General features: G+C 71.0%; 20 protein-coding genes and 1 pseudogene. 9 read left to right on the top strand and 12 right to left on the bottom strand.

What is annotated here, in order from left to right; all coding sequences use genetic code 11:
• Positions 1–12 precede the first annotated feature (12 nt).
• The 3 genes from BA062_RS03940 to BA062_RS03930 form a co-directional block, all read right to left on the bottom strand.
• A complete protein-coding gene (locus BA062_RS03940; RefSeq protein ID WP_110334637.1) occupies positions 13–705 on the bottom strand; it encodes a response regulator transcription factor in 693 nt (230 codons plus the stop codon).
• Entirely contained in the window at positions 702–1,913 is a 1,212-nt protein-coding gene (locus BA062_RS03935; protein WP_245959664.1) for a sensor histidine kinase, read from the bottom strand. The genes BA062_RS03940 and BA062_RS03935 overlap by 4 nt, the downstream gene beginning before the upstream one ends.
• A 150-nt stretch (positions 1,914–2,063) precedes the next feature.
• A complete protein-coding gene (locus BA062_RS03930; RefSeq protein WP_110334636.1) occupies positions 2,064–2,885 on the bottom strand; it encodes an aldo/keto reductase in 822 nt (273 codons plus the stop codon).
• Between the two features lie 67 nt (positions 2,886–2,952).
• On the opposite strand from BA062_RS03930, the gene BA062_RS03925 reads away from it, so the two are divergent.
• Entirely contained in the window at positions 2,953–3,588 is a 636-nt protein-coding gene (locus BA062_RS03925; protein ID WP_210406754.1) for a response regulator transcription factor, read from the top strand.
• A 156-nt stretch (positions 3,589–3,744) separates the two neighbouring features.
• Here BA062_RS03925 and BA062_RS03920 read toward each other — a convergent pair whose 3' ends face one another.
• The 5 genes from BA062_RS03920 to BA062_RS03900 all read right to left on the bottom strand — a co-directional run bounded on the left by BA062_RS03920 (position 3,745) and on the right by BA062_RS03900 (position 9,115).
• Positions 3,745–4,494 carry a phosphoglyceromutase gene (locus BA062_RS03920; RefSeq protein ID WP_110334635.1) on the bottom strand — a complete coding sequence of 250 codons (750 nt, stop codon included), beginning with the start codon at positions 4,492–4,494 and terminating at the stop codon, positions 3,745–3,747.
• 725 nt (positions 4,495–5,219) lie between these two features.
• Complete coding sequence (locus BA062_RS03915) at positions 5,220–5,732, bottom strand: type III secretion system chaperone family protein (protein WP_110334634.1); 513 nt, start codon at positions 5,730–5,732, stop codon at positions 5,220–5,222.
• The gene (gene mshA, locus BA062_RS03910) at positions 5,729–7,024 is read right to left on the bottom strand and encodes a D-inositol-3-phosphate glycosyltransferase (protein ID WP_110334633.1); all 1,296 of its coding nucleotides are present in this window, start codon (positions 7,022–7,024) and stop codon (positions 5,729–5,731) included. The genes BA062_RS03915 and mshA overlap by 4 nt, the downstream gene beginning before the upstream one ends.
• A 4-nt stretch (positions 7,025–7,028) precedes the next feature.
• On the bottom strand, positions 7,029–7,871 hold the full coding sequence (locus BA062_RS03905; protein WP_110334632.1) for an alpha/beta fold hydrolase: 843 nt from the start codon (positions 7,869–7,871) through the stop codon (positions 7,029–7,031).
• An 86-nt stretch (positions 7,872–7,957) separates the two neighbouring features.
• Positions 7,958–9,115 carry a L,D-transpeptidase gene (locus BA062_RS03900; RefSeq protein ID WP_110334631.1) on the bottom strand — a complete coding sequence of 386 codons (1,158 nt, stop codon included), beginning with the start codon at positions 9,113–9,115 and terminating at the stop codon, positions 7,958–7,960.
• A gap of 74 nt (positions 9,116–9,189) precedes the next feature.
• Between BA062_RS03900 and BA062_RS03895 the strand changes: the two genes are divergently transcribed.
• On the top strand, positions 9,190–9,921 hold the full coding sequence (locus tag BA062_RS03895; RefSeq protein WP_110334630.1) for an SDR family NAD(P)-dependent oxidoreductase: 732 nt from the start codon (positions 9,190–9,192) through the stop codon (positions 9,919–9,921).
• Between the two features lie 94 nt (positions 9,922–10,015).
• Here the strand turns inward: BA062_RS03895 and BA062_RS03890 are convergent, their stop codons facing one another.
• On the bottom strand, positions 10,016–11,065 hold the full coding sequence (locus BA062_RS03890; protein ID WP_110334629.1) for a UDP-N-acetylmuramate dehydrogenase: 1,050 nt from the start codon (positions 11,063–11,065) through the stop codon (positions 10,016–10,018).
• A 25-nt stretch (positions 11,066–11,090) separates the two neighbouring features.
• Here BA062_RS03890 and BA062_RS03885 point away from each other — a divergent pair, with 25 nt between their 5' ends.
• The 7 genes and pseudogenes from BA062_RS03885 (at position 11,091) to purU (ending at position 16,263) form a co-directional block, all read left to right on the top strand.
• Positions 11,091–11,591: a DUF2505 domain-containing protein gene (locus tag BA062_RS03885; RefSeq protein ID WP_110334628.1), complete on the top strand. Its 501-nt coding sequence runs from the start codon at positions 11,091–11,093 to the stop codon at positions 11,589–11,591.
• Complete coding sequence (locus BA062_RS03880) at positions 11,570–12,376, top strand: class I SAM-dependent methyltransferase (RefSeq protein ID WP_110334627.1); 807 nt, start codon at positions 11,570–11,572, stop codon at positions 12,374–12,376. The genes BA062_RS03885 and BA062_RS03880 overlap by 22 nt, the downstream gene beginning before the upstream one ends.
• A gap of 207 nt (positions 12,377–12,583) precedes the next feature.
• Positions 12,584–13,315: a GNAT family N-acetyltransferase gene (locus tag BA062_RS03875; protein WP_110334626.1), complete on the top strand. Its 732-nt coding sequence runs from the start codon at positions 12,584–12,586 to the stop codon at positions 13,313–13,315.
• A 68-nt stretch (positions 13,316–13,383) separates the two neighbouring features.
• A complete protein-coding gene (locus tag BA062_RS03870; protein ID WP_110335012.1) occupies positions 13,384–14,067 on the top strand; it encodes a lysophospholipid acyltransferase family protein in 684 nt (227 codons plus the stop codon).
• Positions 14,060–14,845: a DedA family protein gene (locus BA062_RS03865; protein WP_245959663.1), complete on the top strand. Its 786-nt coding sequence runs from the start codon at positions 14,060–14,062 to the stop codon at positions 14,843–14,845. The genes BA062_RS03870 and BA062_RS03865 overlap by 8 nt, the downstream gene beginning before the upstream one ends.
• Positions 14,742–15,377, top strand: a pseudogene (locus BA062_RS03860) (maleylpyruvate isomerase family mycothiol-dependent enzyme); the annotation flags it as partial. The gene BA062_RS03865 and the pseudogene BA062_RS03860, both read left to right, overlap by 104 nt.
• A gap of 46 nt (positions 15,378–15,423) precedes the next feature.
• Entirely contained in the window at positions 15,424–16,263 is an 840-nt protein-coding gene (gene purU / locus BA062_RS03855; protein WP_168213883.1) for a formyltetrahydrofolate deformylase, read from the top strand.
• On the opposite strand, the gene BA062_RS03850 is transcribed toward purU, so the two are convergent.
• The 3 genes from BA062_RS03850 to BA062_RS03840 form a co-directional block, all read right to left on the bottom strand.
• Positions 16,216–17,103: an ABC transporter ATP-binding protein gene (locus BA062_RS03850; protein ID WP_110335010.1), complete on the bottom strand. Its 888-nt coding sequence runs from the start codon at positions 17,101–17,103 to the stop codon at positions 16,216–16,218. The two genes, purU and BA062_RS03850, sit on opposite strands and share 48 nt — an antisense overlap.
• A 115-nt stretch (positions 17,104–17,218) precedes the next feature.
• Positions 17,219–18,274 (bottom strand): FecCD family ABC transporter permease, encoded by a 1,056-nt coding sequence (locus BA062_RS03845; protein WP_245959662.1) that lies wholly within the window; start codon positions 18,272–18,274, stop codon positions 17,219–17,221.
• Positions 18,271–19,326 (bottom strand): FecCD family ABC transporter permease, encoded by a 1,056-nt coding sequence (locus tag BA062_RS03840; RefSeq protein ID WP_110334623.1) that lies wholly within the window; start codon positions 19,324–19,326, stop codon positions 18,271–18,273. The genes BA062_RS03845 and BA062_RS03840 overlap by 4 nt, the downstream gene beginning before the upstream one ends.
• Positions 19,327–19,420 lie beyond the last annotated feature (94 nt).

Genomic DNA, 19,420 nt, shown 5'->3' with positions numbered 1-19,420 from the left:
GCGCCTCGCTGGTCACGTCTCGAACTTGTAGCCGAGCCCGCGCACGGTGACGAGGTGCCGGGGAGAGCCGGGATCCGGCTCGATCTTGGACCGCAGCCGCTTGACGTGGACGTCGAGCGTCTTGGTGTCACCGACGTAGTCGGCACCCCACACGCGGTCGATGAGCTGGCCTCGCGTGAGCACCCTGCCGACGTTGCGAAGCAGGTACTCCAGCAGGTCGAACTCCTTGAGCGGCAGGGAGACCTCCTCGCCGTCCACGGTCACGACGTGCCGCTCGACGTCCATCCGCACCGGGCCCGCCGCGAGCACCAGCGGAGCCAGCTCGCCGTCGGTGCCGCCGCTCTCGCCGCCACGCCGCAGCACGGCCCGCACCCTGGCGATCAGCTCGCGCGCCGAGTACGGCTTCGTCACGTAGTCGTCGGCACCGAGTTCGAGGCCGACCACCTTGTCGATCTCGCTGTCGCGCGCGGTCACCATGATCACCGGAACGGCCGAGCGCTGGCGCAGCTGCTTGCACACGTCGGTGCCGCTCATCCCCGGCAGCATGAGGTCCAGCAGCACGATGTCGGCACCGTTGCGGTCGAACTCGTCGAGTGCCTGCTGGCCGTTGGTGGCCACCGCGGCGGTGAAGCCCTCCTTCCGCAGCAGGAAGGCGAGCGGGTCGGCGAACGATTCCTCGTCCTCGACGATCAGCACCCTCGTCACGGTGTGGTTCCTCCCTGTTCGGCGATTTCCGATGCGGTCGCCACCAGAGGCTCGGGCTCGTGTTCCTGCCTCGGGGCAGGCGCGAACCCGTTCTCGGCGCTGGCGTGCGCGGGTATGCGCAGCGTGAAGGTGGAGCCGACCCCCTGACTGCTCCACAGGCGCACCTCGCCGCCGTGGTTGGCGGCGACGTGCTTGACGATCGCGAGGCCGAGGCCGGTGCCTCCGGTGGCCCGCGAGCGCGCCTTGTCGGCGCGGTAGAACCGCTCGAAGACGCGCTGCTGTTCGTCCTCGGCGATGCCGATGCCCCGGTCGGTCACGGCGATCTCGATGTAGGAGTCGACGAGCCGCCTGCTGATCGAGACGGGGCTGCCCTGCGGCGAGTAGGCGACGGCGTTCTCCAGCAGGTTCGACAGCGCGGTGACCAGCAGCGTGCGGTCGCCCTCGACGAGCAGCCCGCTCGGGCCGTCGGTGGTCACGGTGATCTCGGCCGACTCGGCGGCCAGCTTCGTCCGGCCGAGCGCCTCGCGCACGACCGCGTCCACCTCGACGACGTTCAGCTCGGGCAGCCGCTCGGCCCCCTGCAGCCGAGACAGCGCGATCAGCTCGGTGACGAGCTTGCCGAGCCGGGTGGACTCTCGCAGGATCTTCTCCCCGAACCGGCGCACCTCGTCGGTGTCGTCCACGGCGTCGAGCACGGCCTCGGCCAGCAGCGCGATGGCGCCGACCGGGGTCTTGAGTTCGTGGCTGACGTTGGCGACGAAGTCACGCCGGGTGGCCTCCAGCCGCACCGCCTCGGAGTGGTCGACGGCCTCGACCACGGTGAACCCGTCGTCGAGCGGCCGGACGTCGGCGACCACGGCCTCGGGCTGGCGCCCGCGCACCGCGAGCGGTGACAGGTCGATCTCCAGCGGGTCGCCGGTCTCGATCACCTGCTCGGCCGCCTTGCGGGCGCGGGCGTCGGCCTGGTTGAGGCGGATGAGGCCAAGTGCCTCGGCACGCTTGTTGTGCAGCACCAGGTCGCCGAAGCGGTTGAGGATCAGGACGCCGTTGTTCGAGGAGCGGACGAACCGTTCGAGCAAGTCGGCCGCCGTGGGGCCGGTCGGCCTTCGCTCGGAGCCGCCGGAGCGGGCCCGGCCGAGAAGAAAACCGACGACAAGGCCGACCACCAGCGCGGCGGTGGCCAGCGCAAACCAAGCAGGCGCCGTCACGATGGCATCGTAAGCACCCGAGTGGGTAGTCGGCCTAGTGTTGGCTGCCTTCTCGTGACGGCCGTGACACCTGCGGGGCACTTGTTCGCCCCCACGTCAGCGATGGTTCACCTGCCGGTCGCACTCCGTCGATCTCGGCGCCAGATCAGATCATTCGATCGAGTTCAACGTCAACAGCTCGTGTTCGGAGAGTCGTAACCCGGCGGCGGCCACGTTCTGCTCCAGATGGGCCGGATCGCCGGTGCCCGGGATGGCGAGGACGTTGGGCGACCGGTGCAGGCTCCACGCCAGCAGGATCTGCGCGGGCGTGGCGCCGTGGGTCCTCGCGATCTCGGCGACCCGCGCGTCCGGCGCCCCACCCTGCACGGAGAAGAACGGGACGAATGCGACGTTCTGCTCGGCGCACAGGTCGAGCAGCCTGTCGTCGTCGCGCTTGGCGAGCCCGTACCAGTTCTGTACCGCGACCACGGGCGCAATCGCTTGCGCCTCGGCGAGGTGCTCGATGCCGACGTTGGAGATCCCGAGATGGCGGATCAGGCCCTCCTCGCGCAGTTCGGCGAGCACGGCGAAACGATCGGTCAGCGAGCCCCGGCCCCGCTCGAGGCCGCCGCCGATGCGCAGGTACACGAGGTCGAAGTGGTCCCGGCGCAGCTCACGGAGGTTCCGCTCCACCTGCGCGCGCAGCTCCCCGGGCGGCGCCTCACCGGTCAGCTCGGCGTTCGGGCCGACCTTCACGGCGATCAGCAGGTCGTCGGGGTACGGCCGCAGCGCCTCGGCGATCAGCCCGTTCGCGGCGTAGAACGACGCGGTATCGATGTGGTTCACACCCAGCTCGACGGCCCTGCGCAGGACCGTGATCGCGTGCTCCCGTGCGCTGCGGTCGGCCGGCGAGGCCAGCCGCATGGCGCCGAAGCCGAGCCGGTTCACGAGATGATCGCCGAGCTGCCAGGTGCTGGTCGTTGTCGATGTCATGGTCGACAGCCTGCTCAGGCGCCGCGATGCCGTCACCGATCGGCAACTTCCTGCCAGACTGGAATACGTGACGGTGAGCGAGACGGCGATCGTGCGCGGCGAGGAGGAGCTGTTCGCCCGCACGGCGCACCTCTTCGCGGCGGCCGACGAGGTCGCGTGCGCGGCGAACGACCTGAACACGTGGGCCGCGAGCAGGCGACAGCACACGTCCGAGCAGCACGGGGCGGTGCGCGTCCGCAAGATCTACCGGCCCGGCGTGCTGCTTGACCCCGGGACGGTGGCCCACCTGCGCGACCGTGAGCGGCACGGCGCCGACATCCGGCTCACCACCGACGAGATCAACGAGACGATCATCATCGACCGGCGGCTGGTGATCCTGGCGGGCGACGTGGTGGATGGCGTGCGCTCGTACAGCGTGCTCACCAGGCCCGAGCTGGTGCAGGGTGTGTCGTCGCTGTTCGAGGCGGCTTGGCGCGGGGCGCGCCCGCTCGCGGGCTACAGCGCCGAGTTCGCCGAGCTGCGCCTGCTGGCCCCGAAGATCCTCGACATGCTCGCCTCCGGCAGCAAGGACGAGACGGCGGCGCGCACGCTCGACCTCGGCGTGCGGACCTACCGGCGCAAGGTGGCCGAGCTGATGTCCGCACTCGGGGCCACGTCGCGTTTCCAGGCCGGCGTCCGAGCCCGCGAGCTGGGCCTTGTCTGAGCACCGCCCCCGAGCGCAGTGAACCCAAACGCAGTGAAGGCCACCTTCACTGCGTTGAATCAACACAGCGGCGCGCAGCGTCTCCGCTTGGGTGGTGGTGGGAGACGGGTGGGCGCAGGCATGGTGGCCTTCGCTGCGGCTGGGGTCAGGCGTGGGTCAGCGGCCCTGGTTGGCGACCGCGGCGGCGGCCTCCTTGGCGGCCTCGGGGTCGAGGTAGGTGCCGCCGGGGTTGGTCGGCTTGAGGTCGGCGTCGAGGTCGTAGCGCAGCGGAATGCCGGTGGGAATGTTGAGGCCGGCGATGTCGCTGTCGGAGATGCCGTCGAGGTGCTTCACCAGCGCGCGCAGCGAGTTGCCGTGCGCCGCGACCAGCACGTTCTTGCCCGCGCGCAGATCGGGCACGATCGCGGAGTCCCAGTAGGGCAGCATCCGCGCGACCACGTCCTTGAGGCACTCGGTCAGCGGCCGGTCACCGCCGAGGCCCGCATAGCGCGCGTCGCCGTCCTGGCTGTACTCGCTGCCGGGCTCGATGGGCGGCGGCGGGGTGTCGTAGGAGCGGCGCCAGAGCATGAACTGCTCCTCGCCGAACTCGTCGAGGGTCTGCTTCTTGTTCTTGCCCTGCAGCGCGCCGTAGTGCCGTTCGTTGAGCCGCCAGTCGCGCTTCACCTCGATCCAGTGCCGGTCGGCCACGTCGAGCGCGATGTTGGCGGTCGAGATGGCCCTGCGCAGCAGCGACGTGTGGACGACGTCGGGCAGCAGACCGGTCTCGGCGAGCAGCTCGCCACCGCGGCGCGCCTCGCCCTCGCCCAGCTCGGACAGCGGCACGTCGACCCAGCCCGTGAACAGGTTTTCCGCGTTCCACGTGCTCTGCCCGTGTCGCAGCAGCACCAGAGTCCCAAGTTCGGCCATGATGCCAAGCCTGCCAGAACACCCGCTGTGCCAGACGACCTGGCCAGCGCTCTACCGAGAGTGGCACCAGGCGCGAACTGTCCTTCACTCGATCGCTAGGCGGATCGCCAACAAGATTTCGGTGAGGTTAACGGGGTCGCGTTGCGTTAACGATGAGCCAAAAATTCACCCGATCGGGGTATCCAGTAGTCTTGTGATTACAGTCCCGAGTCTGACAAGTTGACTACCAACCCGCGCGGCCGGAAACCACGCACTCCCCGGCCGCACGCGGGCACAGACGCAGCTCGTCTCCCCCCTGCCGAGCTGCGCCCGCCGGCCCCGTTGGCATCCCCCTCGCCACCGGGTCCACGCGGCGGGAACGTCAGCGGGGCGGCTCGAGTTCGCGACTCCCCCCTCCCTCGAGCCGCTCCGCGACGGGGAGCCCTGCTCGCCGCTTCGCGGCTTCGCCTCCTCGCTCCGCCTTGTACCCGGGGGGGCGAGCCCCCCGGACCCCCCACGGTGCGAGCTCCTCGCCTTGGCGCGCGCTGGGCACGTTCGGTCTCGACCAGCAGCGGGCGTCGGTGAGCGTGGTCCGCGCGCGTGGGTCTGGACCAGCGGCGGTCCGTCGGTCGGTCGATCGGTGAGTGTGGTCCGCGCGCGTGGGTCTGGACCAGCGGCGGTCCGTCGGTCGGTCGATCGGTGAGTGTGGTCCCCGCGCGCCGCACACTTGTTTGGACCAGCGGCGGTCAGTCTGTCAGCGAGCCGGGGTGGTGCGGGGTTTCCGGTTCGATGAGGTGTTTGAAGGCTTGGAGGTTGGCCAGCGATTCGCCCCTGGAGACCCGCCAGTCCCATTCTCGGCGGATCGAGCCGGCGAAGCCGATCTCCAGGAGGGTGTTGAAGTCGCCGTCCGCGGCTTCCAGTACCTGGCCGAGCAGCTTGTCCAGCTCGGCCTCGGTAACCGTGTCGAGGCCGAACCTGCCCACCAGGTAGATGTCGCCCGGGGCGTCGATCGTGTAGTGGACGCCGTAGAGCTTCGCGTTGCGGCGCAGCAGGAAGCGGTAGACCTCCTCGTGCGCCTCGTCGGGCCGCCTGCACACGAACGCCTCGATCGCGAACGAGTGCTCGCGCGCGACGAGCCAGCAGTTGGTCTGCAGCTTCTTCGTGCCGGGCAGGGTGACGAAGTAGACGCCGTCGCCCTTGCGGTCGTAGGTGAGCTCCGCCGAGTCGAGCGTGGCCTTGATGGTGTCGTCCAGGCTCATACGGCGACCCCGAGCGCGGCCTGCTGGAAGGCGCTCGTCGCCTCGGCGTAGGCATCGAGCAGCGCGTCGGTGGAGCGCTGCCACGCGAACCGGCTCGCGTGGCTCAGCGCGCCCCTGGACAGCTCCGCGTGCCTGCCGGGGTTCAGCGCGACCTCCTCCAGCGCGCCGGCCCAGTCCTGCGCCCGGTGCGAGGGCACCAGTAGCCCGGACAGGCCGTGGTTCACGGCCACTGGGAGCCCGCCCACCTCGGCGGCCACCACCGGCGTGCCACACGCCTGCGCCTCCAGCGCGACCAGCCCGAAGGACTCGTTGTAGCTCGGCACGGCCACCACGTCCGCGGCCCGGTAGACGTCCACGAGCGCGTCGCCGGCCTGTGGCGGCAGGAAACGGGTCAGGTCGGCGATGCCGAGGGTGTCCGCGAGCTCCTTGAGCGCCTGCGGCTGCTCCAGTCCCGTGCCCGATGGGCCGCCGGCGACCAGCACGACGAGCCGCTCGCGCAGCGTGGGGTCGCGGTGCAGCAGCTCGGCCGCCGCACGCAGCAGCACGTCCGGCGCCTTCAGCGGCTGGATGCGGCCAGCGAACGCCAGCACCACGGCGTCGCGGGGAAGGCCGAACACGTCACGGGCCCGCTCGCGCGAGCCCGGCCGGAAGCGTTCCAGGTCCACTCCGGGTGAGACGGTGCTCACCGCATCGGGATCGGCGTCGTAGAGGTCGATGAGCTGGCTGGCCTCGACGTCGGTGTTCACCACGAGCCGGTCGGCCTCGGCCACCACCTGCTCCTCGCCGATCACCCGCGTGCGCGGCTCCGGCGAGTCGCCGTCGGCGAGCGCCGCGTTCTTGACCTTCGCCCACGTGTGGGCCGTGTGCACGAGCGGAACACCCCAGCGGTCGCGCGCGAGCCAGCCGACCTGGCCGGACAGCCAGTAGTGCGAGTGGATCAGGTCGTAGTAGCCGGGCTCGTGGAAGGCCTCTGTGCGCAGCACCCCCGACGTGAAAGCACACAGCTGCGCGGGCAGCTCGCCCCGTTCGAGCGGCTCGAACGGGCCCGCCGGGATGTGGCGCACGAGCACACCGGGAGCCAGCTCGGCGATCGGCGGCTGGTCGGAGGAGGTGGCGCGGGTGAACACCTCGACGCTCACGCCCCTGCGGGCCATCTCCACGGCCGTCTGCGTGATGTAGACGTTCATCCCGCCGGCGTCGCCGGTGCCCGGCTGCTCCAACGGCGAGGTGTGGACGGACAGCACCGCGACCCGGCGCGGCAGCGTCGCCGCCCGGTACCAGGAGATCGTCACCGAATCACCTTTCTGTCCGGGCGTCGGCGGACGCCCGCTGCTCGGCGAAGGAGAGCAGGCTCGTGTTGAACTCCTCCGCGGCCTCGACGAACGGTAAATGGCCTACACCGTGAAAAGAACGCGAATCGGCCCCCGGTATCTTCCCCGCCGCGTACTCGCCCGCGCGCGGGTCCACCACGGCGTCGTCGGCGCCGTGCAGCACCAGCGTCGGGACGTCCACGGCGGCCAGCACGTCCGCGCTGTCGACGTCGCGCCGGAACAGGGCGCCCCGGACCGAGGGCGGAACGGCGAGTGCTGTGCCGAGCAGCGCCTGGGCCAGCGGTCCGGGCACCTCCCGCGCCGCCATGCCCTCGCTGAACGCGGTCAGTGCCGGTAACGCGACGCCGAGGTCGTCGGACAGGGCGGCAGGCAGCGCCGCCCTCATGGCGGGCCCGACGAGGCCGCCGGGGTGGTTCCTGCCGATCTCGGTGATCGCGCCGACCAGGACGATGCCCGACAGGCCGCGGGTGCCGTGGACGCGCAGGTAGTCGGTGATCACGAGCCCGCCGTAGGACCAGCCGACCACCACCGCGGGCTCCCCCGCGAAACGCAGCACCGAGGCGAGGTCGCCCGCCCACGTCGTGGGGTCGTCGTAGCCGCCGTGGGGCACGTCGGACGAGCCGTGCCCGCGCAGGTCCATCGCGACGAGCCGGAAGCGTCTGCGCAGTTCGGGGTCGGCGAACTGCAGCTCCCACGCCTTCGCCGACTGCGCCCAGCCGTGCACGAACACGATCGCGGGAGCGCTGTCGTTGCCCTCGACACGCACGCCGATGCGGACGCCACCGGCGCCGACGACCTCGGTTCTCATGCGTACTTGTCTACATGGGTGGCTTTAAGGCTGAGCTGGCAACCCACTGCCGTCGCGCACGGGGACCGGCGTTGCCAGACCGGCCCTCAGAGCGCCGACATGGACTTCCAGGTCTCCCAGTCGAGCAGCCAGTCCATCACGTCGGACGTGGTGGGGAAGTTCGCCTTCGAGCCGGTGACCTCCACCGGGTCGCCGATGAGCGCCGAGTCGAAGTAGGCCTTGGCGTCGGCCTCCAGCAGGTTGATACAGCCGTGCGAGGTGTTGGCCTTGCCGATGTTGGCGCGGTTCTCCTCGTTCTCGTGGATGTACTCGCCGTGGTTGGAGATCCGGCAGCACCACTTCTTCTCGAGGTCGGTGTAGCCGTAGCGCTCGTTGTCGAAGATCGAGGTCGGCTCCCTGGTCATGACGATCACGGTGCCGTTGGGGGTGTTCAGGTTCGGGTCGGCGTCCTTGCCGTTGCTGCACGGGTAGTTGGCGATCTCGTTGCCGTCGCGGTAGACGCGCATGCGGTGCTCGGGTGTGTGGACCTTCACCACCTGGTTGCGGCCGATGGTGAAGGTGGTGGTGACGTCGGCCTTGCCGTAGGCACCGTTGCCGTAGTGCACGCCGTAGAGCTTCGCGCTGACGTTGACCTGCGTGTTCGCGGGCCAGTACTCCTTGGGCCGCCAGTCCACCTGGCGGTCGGACAGCCACGCCCAGGCGCCTTCGACCTCGGTGGACGTCTCCACCGTGAGCGCGCGCTGCGCGGCGGCGCGGTCGGTGACGGCCTCGGCGAACTTGACGCTGATCGGCATGGCGACGCCGACCTCGGCGTGGTCGACCGGGTTCAGGGTGGCCCGCACCTCCCTGGCGGGGGTGACGGTGGCGAAGCTGCCGGTCAGCTCTGCGGTCTTGTTGTCGCTGCCCTTGGCCTTGGCAGAGTAGGTGTAGGTCTTGCCGTAGCCGAGCGGCTCCGCGCTCGTCCACGTGGTCTTCTCGGGGTTCAGCTCGCCCTTCACCTCGGCGCCGTCGGCGTTGGTGAGCTTCACCTCCGTGAGAGTGCCCTCTTTCACGGTGACCGTGACCGGTTTCACGACGGAGACGTCCTTGGTGTTCACTGCCGGATCAGCGGTCAGCTGCGCCTTCGGCGGCACGTGCGCCTGGTTGACCTCGGCGGTCCCGCCCGTCTGCCCCGAGCAGGCCGCGAGCAGGCCTGCCGAGCCCGCCGCCATCGCGGCTCTGAAGACCGTGCGCCGTTCGATCACCTGTCACCCTCCCTGTTGCACCGCTGGAGAAACCGCGCGTGAGCCGTCCAACGTTACCTGGCAGCATGCACCCCATGAGCACGCGAACCGCTGTCATCACCGGAGCCAGCGCCGGCATCGGCGCGGCGACCGCCAGGGCACTGGCCAAGGCCGGTTTTCACGTCGTACTCGGCGCGCGGCGGCTCGACCGGCTGCAGTCGCTGGCCGCGGAGCTCTCCGGGACCGCACATCAACTGGACGTCACAGACGCGGAGTCCGTTGCCTCGTTCGTCGACCAGATCCCAGAGTGCCACGTGCTCGTGAACAACGCCGGTGGCGCGCGTGGCCTCGAACGCGTCGACGCCGCCGACGAGGAGCACTGGCGCTGGATGTGGGAGACCAACGTGCTCGGCACCCTTCGCCTCACCAAGGCGCTGCTGCCGAAACTCGTGGCCTCCGGCGACGGGCACGTGCTCACGGTGACGTCGGTCGCGGGCCACGAGGTGTACGACGGCGGCGCGGGCTACACCTCGGCCAAGCACGCGCAGTCGGCGCTGCACCGGACGCTGCGCTCGGAGCACTTCGGCGAGCCCATCCGGATCACCGAGATCGTGCCCGGCATGGTGGAGACGGACTTCTCCCTGAACCGGTTCGAGGGCGACGCGGAGCGGGCCGAGAAGGTCTACCAGGGCCTGCAGGCGCTGACCGCCGAGGACGTCGCCGACGTGATCGCCTTCGCCGCGACCCGGCCCTCGCACGTCAACCTGGACCAGATCGTCATCAAGCCGAGGGCACAGCTCAACGGCTCCCGCTTCCACCGCACCTGAGCGCCCCCGCCTCGCCTCACCCCACCCGCAGTGAAGGCCACCTTCACTGCGTTGAACGCAGTGAAGGTGGCCTTCACTGCAGTCGGCTCCGGGCTCAGAGGGAGCAGTTGATCAGCAGGGGTTCCGGGTGCAGGGTCACGCCGAAACGGGTGCGGACGCCGTCGCGGACCTCTCGGGCCAGTGTGAGCAGGTCGCCGGTGCTGGCGGTGCCGCGGTTGGTGAGTGCGAGCGTGTGCTTCGTCGACAGCGACACCCTGCCGCCGGGGCCCTGGTGACCCTTGCCGAAGCCGGCGCGCTCGATGAGCCACGCCGCCGACAGCTTCACGCCACCCTGCGCCGGGTACTGCGGCACCGGAACGTCGGCGCCGACGACCTCGGCGATCCGCGCGAGCACCGCCGAGACGTCGGGGTCGGGGACGATCGGGTTGGTGAAGAACGAGCCCGCGCTCCACGTGTCGTGGTCGGCGGCGTCGAGCACCATGCCCTTGCCCCTACGCAGCGCGAGTACGGCGTCGCGGGCGTCCGCGACGGGCACGCGCGTGCCGATGTCGACGCCGAGCGTGCGGGCCAGCTCGGCGTAGCGGATCGGGGCCGAGAGGCCGCCGGAGCGCAGGGCGAACCGGACTCCGAGGACGATCCCGGCGTCGGTGCCCTTGAGCACGCTGGTCCGGTAGGCGAAGCCGAGCTCGGCGGCCGGGATGGTGCGGACCTCGCCGGTGCGCCGGTCGTAGAAGTCGATCGAGTGCAGCACCTCGCTGATCTCGCAGCCGTAGGCGCCGACGTTCTGGATCGGCGTCGCGCCCGCCGAACCGGGGATGCCGGAGAGGCACTCCAGCCCGCCGATGCCGTCTGCGACCGTGGCCGCGACGTAGTCGTCCCAGTTCTGCCCCGCCGCCACGCGCTCGCCGTCCCAGCCGGCTGTGGCGATGCGCACGACGGTGCCGTCGAAGCCCTCGTCGGCGATCACCAGGTTCGAGCCGCCGCCGAGCAGCAGCAGCGGCTCACCGGCGGAGTCCAGCTCCCGCACGGCGGCCACGAGCTCGTCGTCGGTGGTCGCGACCACGAACCGCCGCGCCGGGCCACCGAGCCGCAGCGTCGTGTACCCGCGCAGGACCTCCTGGGCGACCGTTTCAGCAGCACTCACAACCCGCAACGGTACTGTCCCTGGCATGGCCTCCCGTATCGAGCACCGCGCGACGTTCCCGCACGGCGTCGCCGACGTGCTTGCCGCTCAGTCCGGTGAGGACGCTCTGCGCGCCCGCCTCGCGGAAATCGGCGGTAAGAACGCCACGCTGAAGGATCACACCGTCACCGGCGACGGTGTCCGGTACACGTTGCTGCAGGGCGTCCCCGCGGAGAAGCTGCCGCAGGCCGTGCGCACGATCCACAAGGGAGACCTCGTCGTGCAGCGCGAGCACACCTGGTCGGGTTCGGGCGAGCGCTACACGGGCACGATCAAGGCCCACGTCAGCGGCGTTCCAGGGGAGATCACCGCGCGCACGGAGCTGACCGCCGACGGCGGTGGCAGCGTGCAGCGCACCACCGGCGAGGTCAAGGTCCGCATCCCGTTCGTCGGGGGCAAGCTCGAGGGCTTCATCGCCGAGCAGGTGACGAGCCTGCTCGAGACCGAGGCCAGGTTCACGGCGCAGTGGCTCGCGCGCGAGCACTGATCGGCGCACCGACCCGCGGCACCACCAACCCCAACCGCCTTCGCAGGATCGACCGCTGGCTCACCGCCGACGCGGGGGTCGCGCGGGCGCTGGCGGGTGCTGCCGCGCCGTTGGTGGTCGATCTCGGTTATGGAGCCTCCCCGGTGACCACGGTGGAGCTCGCCAGGCGGCTCGGTGCCGCGTTCCCCGGCGTGCGGGTGCTGGGGCTGGAGCTGGATCCCGAGCGGGTCGCCGCCGGGGCGCCCGCCGCCGACCCGCCCCGGCTGGACTTCCGCCGGGGCGGTTTCGAGCTGGCCGGCACGCGCCCCGTGCTGGTGCGCGCGTTCAACGTGCTGCGTCAGTACGCCGAGCAGGACGTGGTGCCGTCGTGGGAGGCCATGCTCAGCGGCATCGCGCCCGGAGGACTGCTCGTGGAAGGCACGTGCGACGAGGTGGGCAGGCTGTGCTCGTGGGTCACCGTCTCGCACGAGGGTCCGCGCACGCTGACGCTGTCGTGCAAGGTGGACGCGCTCGACCGGCCGTCCACTGTGGCCGAACGGCTGCCGAAGGCGCTCATCCATCGCAACGTGCCGGGCGAGCACGTGCACGAGTTCCTGTCCACACTGGATTCATGCTGGGACACGGCGGCGCCGTTCGGCGCGTTCGGTGCGCGGGCGCGCTGGACGGAGTCGGTGCGGCTGCTGCGGGAACGCGGCTGGCCCGTGCTCGGGCGCAGGGACCGCTGGCGACTCGGCGAGCTGACCGTGCCGTGGTCTTCCGTCGCTCCGGCGACCCCACGGAAGTAGGTAGGGCCAGCAGGTAGGGGCTGCCCTGAGTTGTCCCTGAGATTGCTCTCAGGCTCTGTTCCCCCGCGATCGCGGGTGCCAGTCTCGATCACCTGGAGGGGGTCGCCGAGCGGCCACTCGGCGACCCCCGAAGACATGAGCACCCCGCGCGGCTGAAGCGCTGTCCACGCGCCGAACGGGGTCCCTTCGCGACGAACGGAGACACCCATGCCCTCGCTCTCCACGGTACCGAGAACGGCCTACGCGGCCTCGATCGCGCACACACCGGAGCAGATCCGCGCGGCGCAGCGGCTGCGCACCGCGGTGTTCGGCGGCGAGCTGGGAGCGGCGCTGCCCGGCGGGCTCGACACCGACTCCTTCGACGACGTGTGCGACCACCTGATCGTCGAGCACGAGCCGACCGGCGAGGTGGTCGGAACCTACCGGCTGCTGCCGCCGGGGCGCACGAACCGGCTGTACTCGGCCGGCGAGTTCGACGTCGAGAACCTGGACCCGCTGCGTGGCTCGCTGGTCGAGGCCGGCCGCTCGTGCGTGCACCCCGATCACCGCGGCGGAGCCGTGATCAACCTGATGTGGTCGGCGCTCGCGCGGTACACGCTGCTGTCAGGGCACCGCTACCTCGCGGGCTGCGCGTCGGTGCCGCTCGCCGACGGCGGACGCGCCGCGTCGGCCACCTGGCGACTCGCCGAGGAAAGGCACGCCGCGCCCGCCGAGTACCGCGTCCACCCGCACCGGCCGTGGGTGCCCGGCGCGGAGATCGAGCGGCCGACCTACGCCCTGCTGCCGCCGCTGTTGCGCGGCTACCTGCGGCTCGGGGCGTGGGTGTGCGGGCCGCCCGCCCACGACCCGGAGTTCGGGGTCGCCGACTTCTTCGTGCTCCTGCCGCTGGACCGGGTGGACGAGCGCTACCTGTGTTACTTCCTGGGAGACGGCCGGTGAACCCGTGGCGCGCGAATTCACCATGCTCTCCACGCTGCGTCACCCACGGACGTCCCCCGGTGACCACGATGGAAGCCGTGAGCAGGAGCGTGGCGCTGGCGGGTTCGCTGACCAGGGGCGGCGACCATCGCGAGCGGGCCAGAGCCGCGCTCGACGCACTCGGCGTCACGCTCGACGCCGGCGAAGGCCCGCTGCACGTGCCGGGTCCGGTGGGCACGCTGATCGTCGCCAACCACGTGTCGTGGCTCGACATCGTGGGCCTGCTGGCCGTGGAGCCGGCCGCGTTCCTCGCCAAACGCGAGGTGGCGGGCTGGCCGCTGGTCGGCGGGCTGGCCCGGCGCCTGGACACGCTGTTCGTGGACCGCTGGGCGCTGCGTGACCTTCCGGACAGCGTCGACGCACTCGCCGCCCGGCTGCGGGAGGGCCGCTCGGTGGCGGTGTTCCCTGAGGCCACCACGTACTGCTCCGAGCCGGGCGGGCCGTTCCGGCGTGCGGTGTTCCAGGCCGCGCTCGACGCTGGCGCGCCAGTGCGGCCGGTGACACTGTCGTACCTCCAGAGCGGAGAGCCCAGCACGGTCGCGGCGTTCGTGGGCGACGACACGCTCGCCCGCTCCCTCGGCCGCGTCGCGAAGGCGAGCGACCTGACCCTGCGCGTGCGGGCACACCGCGCCCTGGCTCCGGAGGGTGACCGGCGGGAGCTGGCGGAGCGGGCGCGGCGGGCGGTGCTCGCCGTGGAGCCCGCCCATGTTTGAGGTGATCGACCGCTTCACGGAGATGCTGCAGACACAGCTGGACTCACCGTGGCTGTGGGTGCTCGTCTTCGTGGTGGCCGGGCTGGACGCGCTGCTGCCGTTCATGCCCAGCGAGTCCACGGTGATGACGGTCGCGGTGCTGCTCGGCCCCGACCTTCCGGGGCTGGCACTGCTGACCGTGGTCGCCGCGACGGGGGCGTGGACGGGCGACCTGCTCGGCCACGGCATCGCCCGGCGCGCAGGCCCGAGGACGTTACAGCGACTGCAGCGCAACGAGCAGGGGCGACGACGTTACGAGTGGGCCAGGGAGAAGGTGCACCGGCACGGCACGGTGCTCGTCGTGGCGGGGCGCTACATGCCGGGAGGGCGGGTCGCCTCCGCACTGGCCACGGGCAGCCTGCGTTATCCGCTCGGCCGCTTCGCGGTGCTCGACGCGATCGGCGTCACGGTCTGGGCGGTCTACAGCGTGCTGGTCGGCTACCTCGGTGCCGCGCAGTTCACGGACTCGCCTGGCAAGGGGCTGCTGTTCGCCTTCGGCATCGGGCTGCTCGCGGTCGGGTGCGTCGAGGTCGGGCGGCGGCTACTCTCTCGCCGTGGAGTACGCGGAGTACCTCGCGGCGATCGAGGCCCACAGCGACGGCCTGCGCGCCGCCGCGGTCGAGGCGGGGCCGGACACCCCGGTGCCCTCCTGTCCGAAGTGGACCGTGAGACGGCTGGTCCGGCACATCGCCAGAGTGCATTCCTGGGTGGTCGCCGCGACGGCGGACCCGAGCGGTGAGCACGTCCGCGCGGGCACCCCGCCCGACGGGTGGGAGCCGCTGCTGGCCTGGTGGGACGAGCGGCGAGCCGAGCTGAGGGCCGCGTTCGACACCGCCCCGGACACCCCCGCGTGGCAGCCGTTCCCCTCCTACGACCCGGTGGTGGCATCGTGGGCGCGGCGGCAGGCCCACGAGGCCGCGATGCACCGCGTGGACGCCGAGCTGGCCCTCGGCACGGCGACCGTCGCGTTCCCGCCCGAGTTCGCCGCGGACGGCGTGGACGAGCTGCTGACCATGCTCGTGTACCGCAGGGCCGACTGGAGCGAGTTCACCGCCAAGGGTTCGGTGCTGGTACACGCCGAGGACGCGGGCAGGTTGTGGTCGGTGCGGCTGGCGCCCGGCGAACCGCCGCAGTTTGACGAGCAGCCGTTCGAGCCCGCACTGACCGTCGAGGGCACAGCCGACGACGTCTACCGGGCGCTCTGGCGCAGGCCGAGCACCGCGAAGGTCACCGGCGAGACCGCTCTACTGGAGCCGCTCACGCCCCCGTGAGGGCGACCAGCGACAATGGGAAGCCGTGCCTGACTCCCGCCAGTATGTGATCACCTTCGGCTGCCCCGACCGCACGGGGATCGTCGCCCGCATCTCGTCGTTCCTCGCCGAGGTGGGCGGTTGGATCGTCGAGGCCGCCTACCACACCGACCCGGACACGAACTGGTTCTTCACTCGCCAGGTGGTGCGGGCCGACTCGCTGCCGTTCGACGTGGAGGAGCTGCGCGCCCGCTTCGCCGGCGTCGCGCGCTCGCTGGGAGCGGAGTCCGACTGGCGCGTGGACGACACCGGCGAGCGCCGCCGCATCGTGGTCCTGGTGTCGAAGGAGGGGCACTGCCTCTACGACCTGCTCGGCAGGGTCGCCTCCGGCGAGCTGGACGTGGACGTGCGCGCGGTGATCGGCAACCACGACGTGCTCGCCGACATCACGAGGGCCCACGGCATCCCGTTCCACCACGTGTCGTTCACCGAGGACAAGGCGGCGGCGTTCGCGGAGGTGGCGAAGCTCGTCGACGAGCACGACCCGCACGCGGTGGTGCTCGCGCGGTTCATGCAGATCCTGCCCCCTGAGCTGTGTGAGGCGTGGGCGGGCAGGGCCATCAACATCCACCACAGCTTCCTGCCGTCGTTCATCGGCGCCCGCCCGTACCACCAGGCGTACCAGCGGGGCGTGAAGCTGGTGGGCGCCACGTGCCACTACGTGACGGCGGACCTCGACGCGGGGCCGATCATCGAGCAGGACGTGATTCGCGTCGACCACGGCGACTCGGTGGCCGACATGGTGCGCAAGGGCCGCGACATCGAGAAGGTGACCCTCGCGCGCGGCCTGCGCTGGCACCTAGAGGGTCGCGTGCTCGTGCACGGCAACCGGACCGTCGTCCTCTGACCTCTTCTTCCGCGCGTTGGGCACGATCAGCGGGGTACCGGTCTCCGGGTCGTCGATGACGCGGCAGGGCAGGCCGAAGACGTCCTCCACCAGCTCGGCGGTGATGATCTCCGAGGGGTTGCCCTGCGCGGCGATCTCACCGCCGGGCCGCATGACGATCAGGTGGGTACCGTAGCGGCACGCCTGATTGAGGTCGTGCAGCACGGCGACGAGCGTGTGCTGCTTGTCCTCGTGGAGGTCGGCGCACAGGTCGAGCACCTCGACCTGGTGGGCGATGTCGAGGAACGTGGTCGGCTCGTCGAGCAGCAGGATCGACGTCTGCTGCGCGAGCACCATCGCCAGCCACACGCGCTGCCGCTGGCCGCCGGACAGCTCGTCGACGAGCCGCCCGGACAGCTCGAGCACGCCCGTCAGCTTCATCGACTCGGTGACCACGGCCTCGTCCTCCGACGACCACTGCCGCAGCAGCTTCTGGTGCGGGTAGCGGCCGCGGGCCACGAGGTCGCCGACCGTGATGCCGCTCGGCGCGATCGACGTCTGCGGCAGCAGCCCGAGGCGCCGCGCGACCTCGCGGGAGCGGTAGGACGAGATGAGCTTCCCGTCGAGGTGCACGCCGCCGGTCTTGGGCTTGAGCATCCTGGCGAGTGCCTTGAGCAGGGTCGACTTGCCACACGCGTTGGGGCCGATGATGACCGTGAACGAGCCGTCGGGGATCTCGACCGACAGGTCGGTCGCCACTACGGCTTGCTCGTAGGCCAGCGTCAGGTCTTCGGCATACAACCGGGTCTGCTTCTTCGGCGACTCTGCGCGCGACGCGATCGCGTCGCCGGGGCTCGGCATGGTCACTTGTCTCCATTCCCGCTGTACGGAAGCCCCGCCGCCACGATCGCGGGGCCTCCGGCCGTAGCGCGCTCCGGACTCACGACAGGTGCCGCCACCTCAAGCAGTCTTTCCGTCATGCGTACCTAGCCTTCCCGCGCCATTCCGACGCCAACAACCAGATCAAGTACAGCCCGCCGAGACACCCGGTCGCCGTGCCGACCGGGAGCTGCGCCGTGGGGAACATCCGCTGGATCAGCAGGTCGCCAGCCGCCAGCAGCAGCGCGCCCATGAGCGCCGAGGAGACGAGCCCCGGCGACGACGAGCGCGTGAGCCTGCGGGCGAGCTGTGGTGCGGCGAGCGCGACGAACGCGATCGGCCCGGCCGCCGCCGTCGCGAACGCGGCGAGCAGCACGCTCGTGACGATCAGCACGGCGCGGCTGCGCTGCACGCCGACGCCGAGCGCCTTCGCCGAGTCGTCACCGAGCTCCATCATCGCGAGCGCCCGCGAGTGGTACAGCGCGAGCGGCAGCAGCACGGCGAGCGCGAGCGCCGCGGCGGTGACGTGCTCCCACCCGCGCCCGTTGACGCTGCCGAGCAGCCACGCCTGCGCCGAGAGCGCGTCGTAGAGGTTCGCGCGCGTGATGAGGTAGGAGTTCACCGCCAGCGCGAGCGCGTTGAGGCCGATTCCGATGAGGACGAACCGGAACCCCTGCACGCCACGGGTGAACGAGAACAGGTAGATGAGCAGCGCGGTGATCACCGCACCGAGCAGCGCGCCGATCGCGACCTGGTACATGCTGCCGCCGACCACGATGATCACGGTCAGCGCACCGGTGGCCGCACCGTTGTTGAAGCCGATGATGTCGGGGCTGCCGAGCGAGTTGCGGGTGAGCCCCTGCAGGATCGCGCCGCTCGCCGCGAGCGCCGCGCCGACGAGCACCGCCGTGAGCAGCCTCGGCATGCGCAGGGTGTTGACGATGAAGTCGGCGGCACCCTCGCCGGCGCCGGTGACCGCACCGAGCACCTCTCCGACCGACAGCGGGTACTCGCCGGTCGTGAGCGTCACCGTCATGACGGCGAGCAGGGCCAGCACCGTCACGACGCAGACGGTGAAGGTCCTTCCGTCGACGCGCAGCGACAGCGTCTCGCGCCGGGTCCGCAGCACGCGGCCGGTGATCACGGGGTTCACAGGCTCGCCAGCTTTCGTTTCCGGCACAGTGCGATGAACACGGGCACGCCGATCGCCGCGGTCACGATGCCCACCTGCACCTCCGACGGCGGCGCGATGACGCGGCCGACGATGTCGGAGCCGACGAGCAGGATCGGTGCCAGCACCAGCGAGTAGGGCAGCACCCAGCGCTGGTCGGGTCCGGCGATCAGGCGGGCCATGTGCGGCACGGCGAGCCCGACGAACGCGATCGGGCCCGCGGCCGCGGTCGCGGCGCCGCAGAGCAGCGTGATCGCGACGGCGCCGACCACGCGGATTCGGTCCGGGTGCGCGCCGAGCGCCCGGCCCAGCTCCTCCCCCATCGCGAGCGCGTTCAGCGGCCGGATCAGCAGCAGCGCCACGATCACGCCCACGACGATGAACGGCAGCACGGGCATCAGCACGTCGTAGTAGCGGCCCGCGAGCGAGCCCACCTGCCAGTAGCGGTACTCGTCGAACGCCTCGGGGTCCATGAGCAGCACCGCGCTGTTGAACGCGTAGAGCACGGCCGTCACCGCCGCGCCGGCGAGCACGAGCCGCTCTGGCGAGGCGCTGCCGCGGCCGGACGCGCCGATCACGTACACCACGAGCGAGGCGATCGCCGCTCCCGCGAAGGCGAACCAGACGTAGCCGAGCACCGAGGCGATGCCGAGGAACCCGAGCGAGACCACGACCCCGGTCGAGGCGCCCATCGTGACGCCGAGCAGGCCGGGGTCGGCGAGCGGGTTGCGGGTGAGCACCTGCATCAGCGCACCGGCGAGCCCCAGCGCGGCGCCGACGAGCAGGCCGAGCAGCGTCCTCGGGATCCGGTACTCGTGGATGATCACGGCGTCGTTGGAGCCATCGTTGTTCCAGAGCACGTCCCACGTCGCGGTGAACGGGATGCTCTTCGAGCCGAGCCAGATGCTCAGCAGGACCAGCAGGACCAGCGCGACGAGCGCGATCAGCAGGCCGGCGCCCTTGAGCGCGTTCGGCGTACGCCGCGAGCCCACCACGTCAGGTGACCGTGGTGGTGACGGCGTGACAAGGGACATAAGGTGAGGCTAACCGAACGAGTGAGGGCTGGTCCATCGTGACGAAGTTCGCGTGCACCGGTCTGGACCGAGCGTGAACTTAAGCTAGCCTAAC

Origin of the sequence: Prauserella flavalba, assembly GCF_003202235.1 — a bacterium.
Classification (GTDB): Bacteria; Actinomycetota; Actinomycetes; order Mycobacteriales; family Pseudonocardiaceae; genus Prauserella_A; species Prauserella_A flavalba.
The sequence above is the reverse complement of the archived record's forward strand: the minus strand, read 5'-3'. Positions and strand labels throughout refer to the sequence as shown.

Bases quoted from the DNA above. Each gene is read 5' to 3' on its own strand.
- BA062_RS03930 (WP_110334636.1), bottom strand. From the start codon at position 2,885: ATGACATCGACAACGACCAGCACCTGGCAGCTCGGCGATCATCTCGTG.
- BA062_RS03920 (WP_110334635.1), bottom strand. From the start codon at position 4,494: ATGGCCGAACTTGGGACTCTGGTGCTGCTGCGACACGGGCAGAGCACG.
- BA062_RS03915 (WP_110334634.1), bottom strand. From the start codon at position 5,732: ATGAGCCTGGACGACACCATCAAGGCCACGCTCGACTCGGCGGAGCTC.
- BA062_RS03905 (WP_110334632.1), bottom strand. From the start codon at position 7,871: ATGAGAACCGAGGTCGTCGGCGCCGGTGGCGTCCGCATCGGCGTGCGT.
- BA062_RS03895 (WP_110334630.1), top strand. From the start codon at position 9,190: ATGAGCACGCGAACCGCTGTCATCACCGGAGCCAGCGCCGGCATCGGC.
- BA062_RS03885 (WP_110334628.1), top strand. From the start codon at position 11,091: ATGGCCTCCCGTATCGAGCACCGCGCGACGTTCCCGCACGGCGTCGCC.
- BA062_RS03875 (WP_110334626.1), top strand. From the start codon at position 12,584: ATGCCCTCGCTCTCCACGGTACCGAGAACGGCCTACGCGGCCTCGATC.
- BA062_RS03870 (WP_110335012.1), top strand. From the start codon at position 13,384: ATGGAAGCCGTGAGCAGGAGCGTGGCGCTGGCGGGTTCGCTGACCAGG.
- BA062_RS03865 (WP_245959663.1), top strand. From the start codon at position 14,060: ATGTTTGAGGTGATCGACCGCTTCACGGAGATGCTGCAGACACAGCTG.
- BA062_RS03850 (WP_110335010.1), bottom strand. From the start codon at position 17,103: ATGCCGAGCCCCGGCGACGCGATCGCGTCGCGCGCAGAGTCGCCGAAG.
- BA062_RS03840 (WP_110334623.1), bottom strand. From the start codon at position 19,326: ATGTCCCTTGTCACGCCGTCACCACCACGGTCACCTGACGTGGTGGGC.